General features: G+C 60.3%; 12 protein-coding genes. 4 read left to right on the top strand and 8 right to left on the bottom strand.

The window, feature by feature from the left end; translation table 11 throughout:
* The first annotated feature begins 101 nt into the window (after window positions 1-101).
* Entirely contained in the window at window positions 102-1,982 is a 1,881-nt protein-coding gene (gene secD / locus Q0Y02_RS09650; RefSeq protein ID WP_297767293.1) for a protein translocase subunit SecD, read from the top strand.
* 13 nt (window positions 1,983-1,995) lie between these two features.
* Window positions 1,996-2,919: a protein translocase subunit SecF gene (gene secF, locus Q0Y02_RS09645; protein ID WP_297767292.1), complete on the top strand. Its 924-nt coding sequence runs from the start codon at window positions 1,996-1,998 to the stop codon at window positions 2,917-2,919.
* 94 nt (window positions 2,920-3,013) lie between these two features.
* Here secF and Q0Y02_RS09640 read toward each other — a convergent pair whose 3' ends face one another.
* The 7 genes from Q0Y02_RS09640 to Q0Y02_RS09610 all read right to left on the bottom strand — a co-directional run bounded on the left by Q0Y02_RS09640 (window position 3,014) and on the right by Q0Y02_RS09610 (window position 12,001).
* Entirely contained in the window at window positions 3,014-4,222 is a 1,209-nt protein-coding gene (locus Q0Y02_RS09640; protein WP_297767290.1) for a pyridoxal phosphate-dependent aminotransferase, read from the bottom strand.
* A gap of 65 nt (window positions 4,223-4,287) precedes the next feature.
* Window positions 4,288-5,694, bottom strand: a complete 1,407-nt coding sequence (locus Q0Y02_RS09635; protein ID WP_297767288.1) for an amidase — start codon at window positions 5,692-5,694, stop codon at window positions 4,288-4,290.
* Window positions 5,695-5,774: 80 nt separating this feature from the next.
* Window positions 5,775-6,746, bottom strand: a complete 972-nt coding sequence (locus tag Q0Y02_RS09630) for a D-2-hydroxyacid dehydrogenase (RefSeq protein ID WP_297767286.1) — start codon at window positions 6,744-6,746, stop codon at window positions 5,775-5,777.
* Between the two features lie 35 nt (window positions 6,747-6,781).
* On the bottom strand, window positions 6,782-8,068 hold the full coding sequence (locus Q0Y02_RS09625; protein ID WP_297767284.1) for an aspartate aminotransferase family protein: 1,287 nt from the start codon (window positions 8,066-8,068) through the stop codon (window positions 6,782-6,784).
* Window positions 8,069-8,105: 37 nt separating this feature from the next.
* Window positions 8,106-9,245 carry an isocitrate/isopropylmalate family dehydrogenase gene (locus tag Q0Y02_RS09620; RefSeq protein WP_297767282.1) on the bottom strand — a complete coding sequence of 380 codons (1,140 nt, stop codon included), beginning with the start codon at window positions 9,243-9,245 and terminating at the stop codon, window positions 8,106-8,108.
* Window positions 9,246-9,418: 173 nt separating this feature from the next.
* Window positions 9,419-10,873 (bottom strand): NAD-dependent succinate-semialdehyde dehydrogenase, encoded by a 1,455-nt coding sequence (locus Q0Y02_RS09615; RefSeq protein WP_297767280.1) that lies wholly within the window; start codon window positions 10,871-10,873, stop codon window positions 9,419-9,421.
* A 309-nt stretch (window positions 10,874-11,182) separates the two neighbouring features.
* The gene (locus Q0Y02_RS09610; RefSeq protein WP_297767278.1) at window positions 11,183-12,001 is read right to left on the bottom strand and encodes an inositol monophosphatase family protein; all 819 of its coding nucleotides are present in this window, start codon (window positions 11,999-12,001) and stop codon (window positions 11,183-11,185) included.
* 182 nt (window positions 12,002-12,183) lie between these two features.
* Between Q0Y02_RS09610 and Q0Y02_RS09605 the strand changes: the two genes are divergently transcribed.
* Window positions 12,184-12,957, top strand: a complete 774-nt coding sequence (locus Q0Y02_RS09605) for an RNA methyltransferase (RefSeq protein ID WP_297767276.1) — start codon at window positions 12,184-12,186, stop codon at window positions 12,955-12,957.
* A gap of 49 nt (window positions 12,958-13,006) precedes the next feature.
* Window positions 13,007-13,774, top strand: coding sequence for a serine O-acetyltransferase (cysE, locus tag Q0Y02_RS09600; protein ID WP_035248149.1), 768 nt, complete (start codon window positions 13,007-13,009; stop codon window positions 13,772-13,774).
* A 90-nt stretch (window positions 13,775-13,864) separates the two neighbouring features.
* Here the strand turns inward: cysE and ychF are convergent, their stop codons facing one another.
* Entirely contained in the window at window positions 13,865-14,956 is a 1,092-nt protein-coding gene (gene ychF, locus Q0Y02_RS09595) for a redox-regulated ATPase YchF (protein ID WP_297767273.1), read from the bottom strand.
* Window positions 14,957-15,132 lie beyond the last annotated feature (176 nt).

Below are 15,132 nucleotides of genomic sequence, written 5' to 3'. Positions count from 1 at the left end.
CGGGGCTTTTTGCAGGCCCATTGATGCCTGTATTGCCAAGGGATTGAGGGCGAAGCGCTTTCAATACCCAGCCCAAAGGACCGGCAACACCGGAAAGAACTATGACCCGCTACCCCCGCTGGAAATTTTTCCTGCTAATGGCTGCGCTGATTGTCTGCGGCCTTTATGCGCTCCCTAATCTTTATCCCGATGCGCCTGCCATCCAGATCAGCCATGCCGAAGCCGGTGGCGAAGTCACCGATGTGGCACGTCAGCGAGTGCTTGGCGCCCTGGAGAATGCCGGTCTCAGCCCTGGCCCCGGCGAGAGTGTCGGTACCTCTCTGCTGGTCCGCTTGAGCGATACGGAAGCGCAATTGCGTGCCCGGGAAATCGCCTCCAACCTGCTGGGTGATAACTATGTGGTAGCCCTGAACTTGGCAGCCACCACCCCGCAATGGCTGCGAGCGGTGGGCGCTAGCCCGATGAATCTGGGGCTGGATCTGCGTGGCGGGGTGCACTTCCTGCTGCAGGTGGATATGGAAGAAGTGGTGACCAGCCGCATGGAAGCCTGGGCGGGGAATGCCAAGCTGACCCTGCGCGATGCCGGGGTTCGCTATCGCGGTGTAGACGTTGATGGAACGACCATCACCGCTACCTTTGCGGATCAGGTGGCAGCCGATGCGGCCCGGGCGCCGTTGCGTCGGGCGCTGGAGAACTTTGCCATGAAGCCCGCCGGGGATAGCCCGGAAGTGGTGCTGACACTTAACGATACCGCGCTCAAGGAAATGCAGGACTACGCGGTGGACCAGAACCGCACCGCCCTGAACAAGCGGGTCAACGAACTGGGTGTAGCGGAAGCGGTGGTACAGCGTCAGGGGTCTGATCGCATCGTCGTGCAGCTGCCGGGGATTCAGGATGCCTCTCAGGCTCGCCGGATTCTTGGCCGTACCGCTACCCTGGAATTCCGCCTGGTCGACAACAGTGTGTCGTCCGCCCGTTTGCGCACCGGGGTGGCGCCGCCGGGGCTGGAATTCTTCCCCTTCAAGGGGCAGCAAGGCCGTATTGTGGCACTGAGCAAATCCAAGATTGCCACCGGCGATCAGGTGATCGATGCGCGCATGGGCTTCGACCAGCAGAACGGTTCACCGGAGGTGAACGTGACGCTGGATGGCGATGGCGCCAAACGCATGCAGCGCATCACCGGCAAGAATGTGGGTAACCCCATGGGTGTGCTGTTCATCGAAACCAAAACCGATGTGCAGAAGGCCACTGATGCCGATGGCAATACCGTGGACAAGATGGTCAGCACCACGGAAAAGTACGTGATCAACGTGGCCACTATTCAGGATACCCTGGGTAGTCGCTTCCGCATCACCGGCCTGGATAATCCGGCGGAAGCCTCTGAACTGGCCCTGCTGCTGCGCGCCGGCTCCCTGGCGGCGCCGGTCAGCATTGTCGAAGAGCGGACTGTAGGGCCAAGCCTGGGGGCGGAAAACATTGAAGCCGGCCTCAAATCCATGGCGCTGGGGCTGACCCTGGTGCTGATATTCATGGCGGCCTGGTACAAGGTGTTCGGGCTGGTGGCCAATGTGGCCCTGCTGGGCAACCTGGTGATTATCGTCGGCATCATGTCACTGATTCCCGGCGCTACCCTGACCCTGCCCGGCATTGCCGGTATCGTGCTGACAGTGGGGATGGCGGTGGATGCCAACGTGCTGATTTTCGAGCGGGTGAAAGAAGATCTGCGCCGGGGCCTTAAACCGTTGCAGGCTATCGAAGAAGGCTACGGTAAGGCCTTTACCACCATTCTGGATGCCAATATCACCACCCTGATCGTGGCGGTGATCCTGTTTGCTGCCGGTACCGGCTCGGTACAAGGGTTCGCGGTAACCCTGTTCATCGGCATTCTCACTTCCATGTTCACGTCTATCATTGGCACCCGTGCCATGGTGGAAATGATCTACGGTCGCGGTGCCCGTGCACCGGCCAAACTGAGTATCTGAGGCGGTGATGGCGATGAGTAAGGAAGAAATGAACATCAATTTCATGGCTGCCCGGAAACCCCTGGGCATGCTGTCCATTGCGCTGGTGGTCATCTCAGTCATCCTGTTGGTGACCCGAGGCCTGAACCTGGGCCTGGATTTCACTGGCGGCACCACCATCGTGGTGAAAAGCCCGGTGGATGTGGAGCTGTCCCAGACCCGGGCTGACCTGACCGAAGCCGGTTTTGGTGATGCGGTGGTTCAGCATTATGGTTCGCCCAAGGAAGTGAATATCCGTGTGGCGCCCAAGGACAGTGTCGATGCGGACAAGATCGGCTATGTCGTGTTTGACGCGCTCAAGGCAGGCAACAGTGACCTGGAATTACTGAAGGTGGAGTTTGTCGGCCCGCAAGTGGGCGACGAACTACGCGATGAATCCGGCACAGCCATGTTGCTGGCGCTGGGGCTTATGATGCTCTACGTCTGGTTCCGCTTTTCCAACAAGTTCGGGGTGGCCACCGTGGTCGCCCTGTTCCACGACGTGATCGTCGTGCTGGGTCTGTTTTCATTGCTGCAGTGGTCTTTTGATCTGACGGTGCTGGCGGCGGTGCTGGCACTCATCGGTTACTCACTGAACGACTCCATCGTAGTGGCGGACCGGATTCGCGACGAATTCCGTAATACCCGTGAAACGGACCCGGTGGCCATTATCAATGGTGCGGTGAATCAGACCATGACCCGGACCATCAACACCTCGTTGACGACGTTGCTGGTGCTGGTGGCATTGTTCTTCTTCGGTGGCGAAGTCATGAAGTCGTTTTCCGAAGCACTGATCGTGGGTGTGCTGGTGGGGACGTATTCCTCCATCTACGTGGTGACCAACATCCTGTTCATGATGAAGGTCGACAAGGAAGACTTCCTGATTCCGGAACCGGAAGAGCTGGATGAAACACCATAAAAGACAGTGAATAGTTAACAATTAATAGTTAATAGCTAAACCAAAAAAGCCGCGATTTTCGCGGCTTTTTTGTGTCTGGCGTTTTGGTGTTTTATTACCCGAAATTTTGTTTTTTCATCCATGGGATGATGCGTTCGAAAGCTTCTTCGATCTGGTCCAGGGAGGTGGAATAGCTGATGCGCAGGGCGTTTTTGCCGGCTTCGCCGAAGGTGTCGCCGGGGATGGTACAGACGCCGGTTTCACGTAGCAGCTTCAGGGCCACGTTGGCGCCATCCACGCCGTCCGGCAGGGAGGGGAACAGGTAGAACGCACCGTCCGGTCGGTAGCCGGTCAGGTGTGGGGTCTGGCCCACCAGTTCCACCAGCCGGTCCCGGCGGTGCTGGTATTCCGACACCATGCTGTCAATGAAATCATTGCTGCCGCGCAGGGCGGCGACCCCGGCCCACTGACAGGGAGTGTTGGCCACGGTGGTGGTGAACATGTGGTAGCGCCGCAGCTTCTTGATGGCGCCCTGGCTGCCGATCAGCCAGCCAATGCGCATGCCGGCCATGGAAAACGTTTTCGAGAAACTGCTGATGACCATGACATGGTCCAGGTCCGAGCAGCATGACAGTACGCTGGGGTAATCCCGACCATCATAGATCAGGTGGTCATAGACCTCGTCACTGATCACATGAATGCCCCGGTAGGCCGCTTCTTCCACGATGGCTTCGATGGTCTCCCGTGGATAGATGGTCCCGGTGGGGTTGCTGGGGGAGTTGAGTACCACAGCAAAGGTATTTGGCCCCATGGCATCAATCACTTCCTGGGGGTCCAGTTGGTGATTGTTCTCTGCGCGGGTGGCAATACTCTTTACAGTGCCGCCATTCATGCGGATCAGGGGGCCGTAAAGCATGAACGACGGGTCGGGGACGATGAACTCCCGCCCGGGTGCGGAAGTGGCCGTGAGCGCCAGGTAGATTGCCTCCGTGGCGCCAGTGGTGATCATCAGGTTTTCCGGCACCAAGGGGCGTTGGTATCGGTGGCTGTAGTATTCGGCCAGGGCTTCGAGCAGTTCCGGTAGACCCGCGTCCATGGTGTAGCCGGTCTGCCCCGCGTTCAGGGCGTCCACGGCGGCCTGGATGACATGGTCAGGTGGCTTGAAGTCCGGCTGGCCAATGGAAAGGTGAATCACGTTATCCAGGTCCGACGCCAGATTCACCATGCGGCGAATGCCAGGCACGGGAATGGTGAGCAGCGCCGGATTCCAGATCGGGTCTTCGCTTTCGTAGAAATCCGTATCCAGATTGATATTGCCCATCATGTGCTCCTTCTCTTTGATTCGCTGCTCTGTAGAGGCGTCGACTATGCCCCTCGCAAAGACCTTTTTTAGTTTTGCAGCAACGGTGGCAACACGGTAAACGGCTTGGCTTGCTCGAAGGCGTGGCCGGCGGCCAGGACCCGGGCATCATCGAAACGCGCACCCACAATCTGCAGCCCCATGGGCAAACCGTTGCTGTCCAGCCCCATGGGTACTGACAGTGCAGGCTGGCCGGTAAGGTTGAACGGATAGGTAAACGGGGTCCAGGTGGGCCAGCGGGTGCTGGGCCAGTCCACCGGCACTTCGCGGTTGGTGTCGAACGCCCCCAGGGGCAGCGTCGGGGTGATCAGCAGATCGTATTTGGTGTGGAAGACCGCCATGCGTTCACTGACCGCCATTCGCTCGTTCATGGCGCCCAGATAATCCAGCATGGAGAGTTTCTCGGCCTTGGTAGCGACTTCAATCAGCGCCGGGTCCATGAGGCTACGTTGGCGCTCACCGAGATCACGCATGGCATTGGCCGCACCGCTATAGAATAGGTGGCTGAACGCGGCCAGCGGGTTGCTGAATCCGGGATCGGCCTCGGTGATGATTGCGCCCAGATCTTCGAATACCTTGGCGGCATCCTGGAACGCTTTCTCGATATCCGGATCCACATCCACATAACCCAGGTTGGTGCTCATGGCGATTTTCAGCCCCTTCATGGGTTGGTCCAGTGCCGCCAGATAATCGATATGACGGCGGGGCGCGGCCAGGCTATCTCGGGCATCGGCTTCGCACATCACGTTCATCATCAATGCCGCATCCGCTACCGAGCGCGTCATGGGGCCAGCGTGGGCGAGCGTGCCGAAAGGGCTTGCGGGCCAGTGAGGGACTTCACTGAAGGTCGGTTTGTGGCCGACGATGCCACAGAAGCTGGCGGGTATGCGGATGGAGCCGCCGGCATCGGTGCCGAGAGCCAGTGGGGCCATGCCTGCGGAAACCGCGGCGGAACTGCCGCCACTACTCCCCCCGGCGGTTTTAGATGGATCCCAGGGGTTGTTGGTGGGCCCGCACAGGGGGCTATCGGTAATCCCTTTCCAGCCGAATTCAGGCGTCGTGGTCTTGCCCAGAGGGACATAACCATGGCGTTCCAGCGCGGCTACCGCCGGGGAGCGCTTGTTCAGCGTAGAGGCCGGATCAATGGTTTTTGAGCCTTTCAGTGTCGGCCACATGGGGGTGAGGAAGACATCCTTGACTGCCACAGGCACGCCATCCAGCAACCCTTCTGATGTACCTTGCTGATAGCGTTGTTCTGATTCCCGCGCCCATTGCAGGGTGGTGTCGCGGTCAATCAGGCACCATGCATTCAGCGCCTGATCATGCTTTTCGATATGGTCCAACAGGTTGGAGCAAACCTCCACTGGGGATAAGGCGCCGGTGTGGTAGGCGGTTTTCAGCGCCTGGGCGCTCATGGTCAGTAGTTCCTTGCTCATCGACATCACTCCTGGTTGACGCGAATATCCTCTCTTGCTCTGCGCAGTATGCTGCTGGTGGCCGTCGTCAGGCTCGTGCCTCAGGCATTACTGACATAGCCGTGTTCCTTGCTGACCGGGTTTTTCAGGGGCTCTCCCTTTTGCCAGCGTTGAAAGTTATCAACAAATTGCTGCCCCAGCGCAGCGCGCCAGCCAATAAAGTCACCGGCCATATGGGCGGATAACATGGCGTTGGGTTCATCCCAGAGAGGGTGGTTGGCGTGCAGGGGTTCTTCTTCGAATACGTCCAGAGCGACCCCGCCCAGGCGTCCGCTTTGCAAGGCGGCAAGCAGCGCCGATGTTTCCACGATCGGGCCGCGCCCCACATTGACCAATACCGCGCCAGGCTTCATGCGCAGGAACTGGTCGGCGTCGAACAGCCCTTCGGTCTGCGGTGTCAGGGGTGCCGTGATGATGACGTAGTCTGCTTCCGGGAGAAGATCAGGCAGCTCCTGTTGGGCATGAACCCGCTCGAAAGCCGCATCCTCACGGGCGTTGCGGGCGGTGCCCACCACACTGACGCCCATGGCACCCAGTACGGTTGCCACCTCCCGGCCAATGGAGCCGGCTCCCACAACCAAAGCCCGGCTGCCTCGCAGCAGGTGGGTTTCCCGATGTTGCCAGCGATGCTCCTTCATCAAAGACAGGTTGGTGAGCGTGTCTTTGGCAAACAGTAGCAGGGCGCCGAGTACATATTCGGCAATACCGCGGTCAAAGATACCCCTGGCATTGGTGACAGGAATATCGCTGTCACGCACCGGTGGAATCATCAGAGCATCCACCCCCGCACTGGTGGCATGTATCCAGCGTATTTTGCAGGGATCGGGCCAGACTTCCTGCAGCATGTCGGTGCGAAAATCCGTCACCAACAGGATTTCCGTTTCCGGAAGTGCCGCTTCCAGCTCCCCCCGATGCCGGGCCTCGCGAACCACCGCTTGCCCCTCAAGGGCTTCAAGCCCGGGCATGGTGGGCTCATCCTCGGCCATCAGTACCGTAATTACCGGTTTGCTCATAATGTGACTCTTTCACTTTCCGGTGGTTTTCGATTTCAGCTTTTGCAGCCTGGGCAGCGTTTATCCTGATTATTGCACGTGCTGGCCAGCGCCTTGGCGAAGGCGCCCACGGCAATATCGATTTCCTCGCGGGTCACATTCAGTGCAGGAAGCCAGCGCACCACCTGGCCCTTGTGACCACAGCGAAGCAGCAGGACACCATCGTCCTCGCAGGCCTTGAGTATGGCAGCCGCGTGGTCGCCATCCGCAACGCCCGGTGAGCTGGTGATCTCGGCGCCGAGCATGAGGCCCTGGCCGCGTATCTCTTCGATGCAGGGGAAATCCTGTTGAACGGCAACGAGTTTTTCCAGTAGGTAGTCACCCATTACACGGGCGTGCTCTACCAGCCCTTCTTCTTCGATCACGTCCAGGGTGGCGATGGCTGCGGCACAGGCAACCGCATTGGCGCCGTAAGTGCCGCCCTGGGAGCCGGGGTAGCCCTTGTCCATGAGTGACTTGCTGGCAGCGATGGCAGACAGCGGATAACCACTGGCCAGCCCCTTGGCGGTAATCAGGATGTCGCCGGATACCCCGCTGTGTTCGTGGCTCCAGAACTTGCCGGTACGCCCGTAGCCGGCCTGGATTTCGTCCACAATCAGCAGGATGCCGTGTTCCTTGCAGCGTGCCTGCAGGCCTTCCATGAAGCGTTTCGGCGCCGGGTAGTAGCCATATTCACCCTGAACCGGCTCGATGATGATGGCCGCAGTGTCCTTGGGATTGCACTCGGTAATCATCACGTGGTCGAGTTCTTCCAGGCAGAAGTCCACTGTGGTGTCTTCGTCCCAGCCATAGCGGTAGGAATGCGGGAAGGGAGCCACCGACACGCCCGCCATCAGTGGTGCCCAGCCGGTGCGCACCTTGTTGTTGGAGGTAGTCAGCGAGGCCGCCCCCATGGTTCTGCCATGGAAGCCGCCCCGAAACACCACAATGTTGGGGCGACCGGTAGCCTGGCGTGCCAGGCGAAATGCCGCTTCCACGGATTCACTGCCGGAATTGGAAAACGCGATAGCATCCATATGTGCGGGTAGATGCTTGTAGAGCCGGTCAGTCAGTTCAAGCAGGTTGGGATGTTTGACGGTGGCATATTGCGCGTGCACCAGTTTGGCGACCTGCTCCTGAGCGGCGGCCACCACTTTGGGGTGGCAATGTCCGGTGGAGGTCACGCCGATACCGGAGGTGAAATCCAGCCAGCGGTTACCTTCCTGGTCGTAGAGCCAGTTTCCTTCGCCGCGCTCTGCACAAATACCGCTGGATTGCACCAGCAGGGGGGACAGGTGACTCATAGTGCCTCCTTTCTGTTGTTGGCTTGCCAGCGCCGCTTCAGGCTGCCAGCCACTGGCATAGCCGTTGTCCGGTTTCCCGGGTACCCGAAAAGGCTTCACCGTCCGCCTCTCGAGCCAAGTCTGCCTGGATAAGGTCATGCAGATGTTGTGCCGCGCTGCCGATGGCCGGGTGATGGTGGGCCAGATTGTCCAGCAGCATGGCCAAGCTCATCAGGGTAGCGCGGGGGTCGGCCAGGTTCTGGCCGGCAATATCCGGAGCGCTGCCGTGAACGGGTTCGAACAGAGCCGGCAGGGCCGGTTCATTCGGGTTCAGGTTGGCGGATGGCGCCAGTCCCGGCCCGCCACACAGCACCGCCGCCAGGTCAGTAAGAATATCGCCGTGCAGATTGCTGGCGACGACGACGTCGAAGCGCCAGGGGCACTGCACGAACTTCATGCAGGCGGCATCCACCAGCTCGTGATGGATGTCCACATCGGGAAACTCGGCGGCGATGCGGTGAAAGGTGTCCGTATAAAGGTCGCCCCAGAAGGGCTGGGCGTTGCGCTTGGTGATCAGGCACACCTGGGCGTGCTTGTCGTCTTTGAACTGGCGCGGCATTTCCCGCTGGGTGGCCCGTTGACGGGCCCGCTGGAAAGCGTGGCGAATCAGCCGTTCGGTGGCGCGGGCGGTGAACACTTCTACCTGGGTGGCCACCTCCTGTGCCGTGCCCGGGGCGAGCCGCCCCCCCTGGCCGCTGTATTCCCCTTCACTGTTTTCGCGGATCACCAGCATGTCCACTTCCCGGGCGCGCGGGTCGGCAAGATACTGGGGCGAGCCGGGTAGCCAGCGGGCCGGGCGTTCGCAAGCCCACAGGTCCAGCTGTTTGCGCAGGGCCAGCAATGGTGCCAGCGAGACACTGTCGGAAAGGACAAAACGGGAAGGGTCTTCCAGCGGCCCCGGGTCGCCCAGAGCGCCCAGCAGCATGGCATCAAATTCGCGTAGCTGTGCGACCCCGTCGCTGGGCATCATCTCTCCATGACTCTGATGCCAGGCGTGGGACGGCCAGTCAAAGCGGGTATGCTCCAACGGCAGCCGGTAGCGCTGGATCAGCAGGTCCAGCACTGCCTCCGCCACGTCCATGACTTCCGGGCCGATGCCGTCACCGGGGAGCAGGGCGATGTTCAACGCTTGTCCCATTCCGCCTCCTAATCAGCTGCAGGTCACTTTCTCCACGCTGCAACGCAGGCTGTGTCTTGGCAGTGGCGGCAATGTGTGCCCGCGATGCAAGCCTGTGTGCGCAAAAGAAGCGCTCCGGTTACTGCAAGCAATGCGTCAGCATTCAGCGTGCAGCCTGTCTCGTGAAGCTGTCGTTAGCTACCCATACACAGGTACTTGTCTTCCAGGTACTCGTCCATGCCCTGGTGGGAGCCCTCACGACCCAGGCCGGATTCCTTGACCCCGCCGAAGGGCGCGGCAGCGTTGGAGATCAGCCCTTCGTTAACGCCCACCATGCCGCTTTCCAGGGCTTCTGCCACGCGCCAGCAGCGGTGGATGTTGTCGCTGTAGAAATAGGCAGCCAGGCCGTAGGGGGTGTCGTTGGCAATGCGAATGGCCTCCTCTTCCGTGCGGAATGGAATCACAGCGGCCAGCGGGCCAAAGGTTTCTTCCTGGCAGAGCTGCGCATCGGTGGTCACGCCGGTGATCAGGGTGGGCTGCACGAAGTTGCCACCCCGCTGATGACGTTGACCGCCGGTAACCACTTTGGCGCCCTTGCCCAGGGCATCTTCCAGATGCTCCATGACCTTGTCGGCGGCATCGCGGTTGATCAGGGCCGCCTGGCTGACGCCGTCTTCCAGACCATCACCGACTTTCATGGCCTCAATGGCGGTTTTCAGCTTTTCCACGAAAGCGTCGTGAATGCTGTCCTGAACCAGGAAGCGATTAACGCACACGCAGGTCTGACCGGTATTGCGGAACTTGCTGGCCATGGCGCCTTCCACGGCCTTGTCCAGGTTGGCATCGTCAAACACGATAAAGGGCGCGTTGCCGCCCAGCTCCAGGGACACTTTCTGGATGTGCTTGGCGCACTGGGCCATCAGCTTGGAGCCCACTTCCGTGGACCCGGTAAAGCTCAGCTTGCGAAGAATCGGCGAGTCGGTGAGCGCCGCGGAAATGGCCCCCGCGCTGCCGGTAATTACATTGAACACGCCAGCGGGAATGCCCGCGCGCTCGGCCAGCTCGGCCAGGGCCAGGGCGGAGTAGGGGGTGGCACTGGCGGGTTTCACCACCATGGTGCAGCCGGCTGCCAGAGCTGCCCCGGCCTTGCGGGTGATCATGGAGGAGGGAAAGTTCCATGGAGTGATGGCGGCGGTGACGCCGATGGGCTGCTTGATCACCACAATCCGCTGGCCTGGCTTGGGGGCAGGAATGGTATCGCCGTAGGCGCGCCGTGCCTCCTCGGCAAACCACTTCAGGAAAGAGGCGGCATAGGCGATTTCGCCTTTTGCCTCGGCCAGGGGCTTGCCCTGCTCCAGGGTCATCAGTCGCCCCAGGTCGTCCTGGTGTTCCATCATCAGGTCGTGCCAGGCCTCCAGCAAAACGGCCCGTTGCGCGGCGGCCATATCCCGCCAGGCAGGAAAAGCCCCGTGGGCGGCATCGATGGCCTGGCGGGTTTCTGCTTCGCCCATTCGCGGCGAGGTGCCCAGGCTTTCATCAGTGGCCGGGTTGCTCACGGTGAAGGTGGCGCCGTCATCCGCATCGCACCAGTGGCCATTGATATAGCACTGCTGGCGAAACAGGGCGTTGTCAGTGAGGGTAACCGTCATCGTACATCTCCCGAGCTTTTTGCACCGTGTTGCGTATTACGCTAGCAAAGCAAGGGCAGATGTCCATGCCGGAAGAGAAAAATCGGTTCGGGGTCTAAGGAAAAGATGGGAGGGGTTGGCGTGGAAGGGTAACAATCTCGCCGTAGGGGCGCCGCTTGAGACGCGAATGATACGAAGCGAGAAGCGAGTAACGAAAATCAAAACCGAAGTACGTATCGCCTTTCGCGACTCGCTTCTCGGTACTCGCCTCGGATTTTTGCCTATTCGCGCCTCAAGCGGCGCTCCTACAGAGGCGTGAGAGTAGAGGATCTACCGACGCAAACTCTCGTTCAGGTGCGGTTTGATCTTCTGCAGCAGGCCCTTGAAGACTTTCGGGCTGCCGGCGACGATGCCGCCGCTTTCCAGGAATTTGTGGCCACCGCTCAGGTCGCCTACCAGGCCACCGGCTTCGGTGATCAGCAGGGCGCCGGCGGCCAGGTCCCACTCGGACAGGCCGAATTCGAAGAACCCGTCCAGGCGGCCGGCGGCCAGCCAGGCCAGATCCAGCGCAGCAGAGCCCGGGCGGCGCAGGCCAGCGGTGGCAGCAGCGATGTCGGCAAACATGCCCAGGTAGGCGTCCATGTGCGGCGCCTGGTCCTTGCGGAACGGGAAGCCGGTGCCGATCAGGCAGCCTTCCAGGCCGGGGCGGTTGGTGCAGCGGATACGGCGACCGTTGAGGGCGGCGCCACGGCCGCGGCTGGCGGTAAATTCTTCATCCCGATTGGGGTCATAAATCACCGCGTGCTCCAGCTTGCCCCGGTATTTCAGGGCGATGGAGACGCAGTACTGCGGGAAGCCGTGGATAAAGTTGGTGGTGCCATCCAGCGGGTCGATCACCCACTGATATTCGGCCCCGTCACCCTTGCCGCGGGTTTCGCCGGATTCTTCGGCCAGGATGCTGTGATCCGGGTAGGCCTTGAGGATCACCTCGATGATGCGTTGTTCGGCGGCCCGATCCACTTCGGTGACGAAGTCGTTCATCCCTTTCTTGCTGACAGATAACGGGTCATTGCTTTCGGCAGCACGACGAATCAGGTTACCCGCCTGACGGGCGGCTCGCAGGGCAATATTCACTTGCGGCGCATGCATGCATCTGTCCTCAAAAAAGTATTAGGGCTGTCAAAGAACGCCCGGCCAAATAAACCGGGGCGCGGATTGTAGCAGAGCCTGCGCGATCAGGGCAGCGTTAGGCGCCACTTAAGGGATTATTCAGTGATTCCCATGATAACATTGCCGCCTTTTCCGGCCAGACCCGTGTACAGGTACCTCTCATGCTAGAAAATGTGCGTATCGTGATGGTGGAAACCACCCATCCCGGCAATATTGGTGCCGCAGCCCGGGCCATGAAAACCATGGGCATGTCGGACCTGAGGCTCATCCAGCCCCGTGATTATCCGTCCGTGGAAGCGACTGCCCGGGCTTCCGGGGCAGGAGACGTGCTGGAAGCCGCCCAGGTCTGCGAGACGCTGGATGAGGCTCTGGAGGGCGCCACCCTGGTGATCGGCACCAGCGCCCGCCAGCGGCGCATTCCCTGGCCCTGTCTGACGCCCCGGCAGCTGGCGGCGCAATTGTCCCACGAGCCCGATGACACCCGTATTGCGGTGCTGTTCGGTCGTGAGGACCGGGGGCTCACCAATGACGAGTTGCGCCGCTGTAATCTGCATGTGAGCGTGCCCACCAATCCCGAGTACGGGGTCTTGAATGTGGCGTCGGCGGTCCAATTAATCAGTTACGAGCTGCGCATGGCTCTGCTGGGCGATGATTTCGATCTGAAGGAATCCCGTTCCCGTCGCGAGGCCATGCCGCTGCCGGAGATGTTCTGGGATGAGCCGTTGGCCAGCAACGAAGCGGTGGCCGGTTTCCTGGATCACCTGGAAAAGGTCATGGCGCAGAGCGGTTTCCTCAATCCTCAGCAGCCTGGCCAGGTCATGACGCGCATGCGCCGTTTGTTTATGCGCGCGCGACCGGACAAAATGGAAATGAGTATTCTGCGTGGTGTGCTGGTGGCGCTGGAAAGAAAAATGCCGCGCAATGACGGGAAGTAGCAAACGCTCCCCGTGTTATCCAACCGGCTATACCTGAGACGAGGTATCTATGTTTGATCGAGTACGCGAGGACATCGCGTCGGTATTCCACCGGGACCCCGCGGCGCGCAACACGCTTGAGGTGTTGCTGAATTACCCGGGCCTGCATGCGGTGCTGTTTCATCGTCTTGCCCATGGCCTGTGGAGGCGCAATTTCAAGCAACTGGCGCGCTTTGTTTCCACCTTCGCCCGCTGGATGACCGGCATCGAAATTCATCCCGGCGCCAAAATCGGTCGACGTTTCTTTATCGACCATGGCATGGGAGTGGTGATTGGTGAAACCGCAGAAATTGGCGATGACGTGACGCTCTATCATGGCGTCACGCTGGGTGGTACCAGCTGGAGCAAAGGCAAGCGTCACCCGACCCTGGAAGATGGCGTGGTGGTCGGTGCCGGTGCCAAGGTGCTGGGCCCATTCACCGTACACAAGAACGCCAAGATCGGTTCCAACTCCGTGGTCACCAAGGAAGTGCCGGAAGGGGCAACGGTGATAGGTATTCCCGGCCGGGTGGTCAGTAAGCCGATTACCGAGACGGAAAAGAACCGTCAGGAAATGGCAGAGAAGATCGGTTTTCAAGCCTATGGTGTCAGCAACGACATGCCCGATCCGGTGGCTGAAGCCATCCACCTTCTGCTGGATCACATGCACGCAGTGGACAACAAGCTGGACCGGGTCTGCAATAATCTCAAGAAGCAGGGGATTCAGGGTTGCGACGAGAAGCTGCCGGAGTTGAAGGATGAAGACTTCGAGCCGGTGAATGCCGGCGGCACGGACTGAAAAGCAGTTAACAGTTAATAGTGAATAGTTAACAGCGGAAACAAAAAAGCCGCGCCTGGGAGGGTGCGGCTTTTTTTATTCCGGGGGCGCTTAAACGTTAAACCGGAAGTGCACTACGTCTCCGTCCTTGACGATGTATTCCTTCCCTTCCAGGCGCCATTTGCCGGCATCCTTGGCGCCGGCCTCGCCGTTATTTTCGACATAGTCATCGTAGGCCGTGACTTCGGCGCGGATGAACCCCTTCTCGAAGTCGGTGTGGATGACGCCGGCGGCCTGGGGGGCGGTGGCGCCAACGCGAACGGTCCAGGCGCGAACCTCCTTCTTGCCTGCGGTGAAGTAGGTCTGCAGGCCCAGCAGGCTGAAGCCGGCGCGGATGACTCGGTTCAGGCCCGGCTCTTCCATGCCCAGGTCGGCCAGGAAGTCGGCTTTCTCTTCGTCGTCCAGCTCGGCAATTTCCGATTCGATCTTGGCGCAGATCGGCACCACGGAGGAATTTTCCTTCTCGGCCAGTTCGCGCACGGCGTCCAGCAGGGCGTTGTCTTCAAAGCCGCCTTCGTCCACGTTGGCGATGTACATGGTCGGCTTCAGAGTCAGCAGGTTGAGACTCTTGATGGCCTTGCGCTCATCATCGGTCAGCTCCACGGAACGTGCCGGTTGGCCTTCGTTGAGGACGGGCAGCACCTTGTCCAGCACGGGCAGCAGGCCCTTGGCGTCCTTGTCCTGCCCCTTGGCAGCTTTGGTGGCACGCAGGTGAGCCTTCTCCACGGTGTCCAGATCGGCCAGCGCCAGCTCGGTGTTGATGATGTCGATATCATCCAGCGGCGAGACCTTGCCGGACACATGGATCACGTTTTCGTCATCGAAGCAGCGCACGACGTGGGCGATGGCATCGGTTTCGCGAATGTTGGCGAGAAACTTGTTACCCAGGCCTTCGCCCTTGGAGGCCCCGGCTACCAGGCCGGCGATATCCACGAACTCCATGGTGGCGGGCATGACCCGCTCCGGGCTGACAATGGCGGACAGCTTGTCCATCCGCGGGTCAGGAATCGGTACAACCCCGGTGTTGGGCTCAATGGTGCAGAACGGGAAGTTCTCGGCATCAATTCCCGCTTTGGTCAGCGCGTTGAACAGGGTGGATTTCCCCACGTTGGGCAGACCGACGATACCGCATTTGAAACCCATGACAGACCTCCGTTTTTCGAGGCCGCAATGCTACGCAAGCCGGGGCAAAAAAGCGACCGTGGCAGGTGCAGGATCAAGGTTAAGCCGGGTTGCTGGCGGGACGGACGTGTCAGGCGCTGTTGCCGCTAACGACGGGACAGGGGGCGGCTAGACTGCAAGTCCGCAAAACTGAACAA

The organism is uncultured Alcanivorax sp., assembly GCF_947258575.1.
Taxonomy (GTDB): Bacteria; Pseudomonadota; Gammaproteobacteria; order Pseudomonadales; family Alcanivoracaceae; genus Alcanivorax.
The sequence above is the reverse complement of the archived record's forward strand: the minus strand, read 5'-3'. Positions and strand labels throughout refer to the sequence as shown.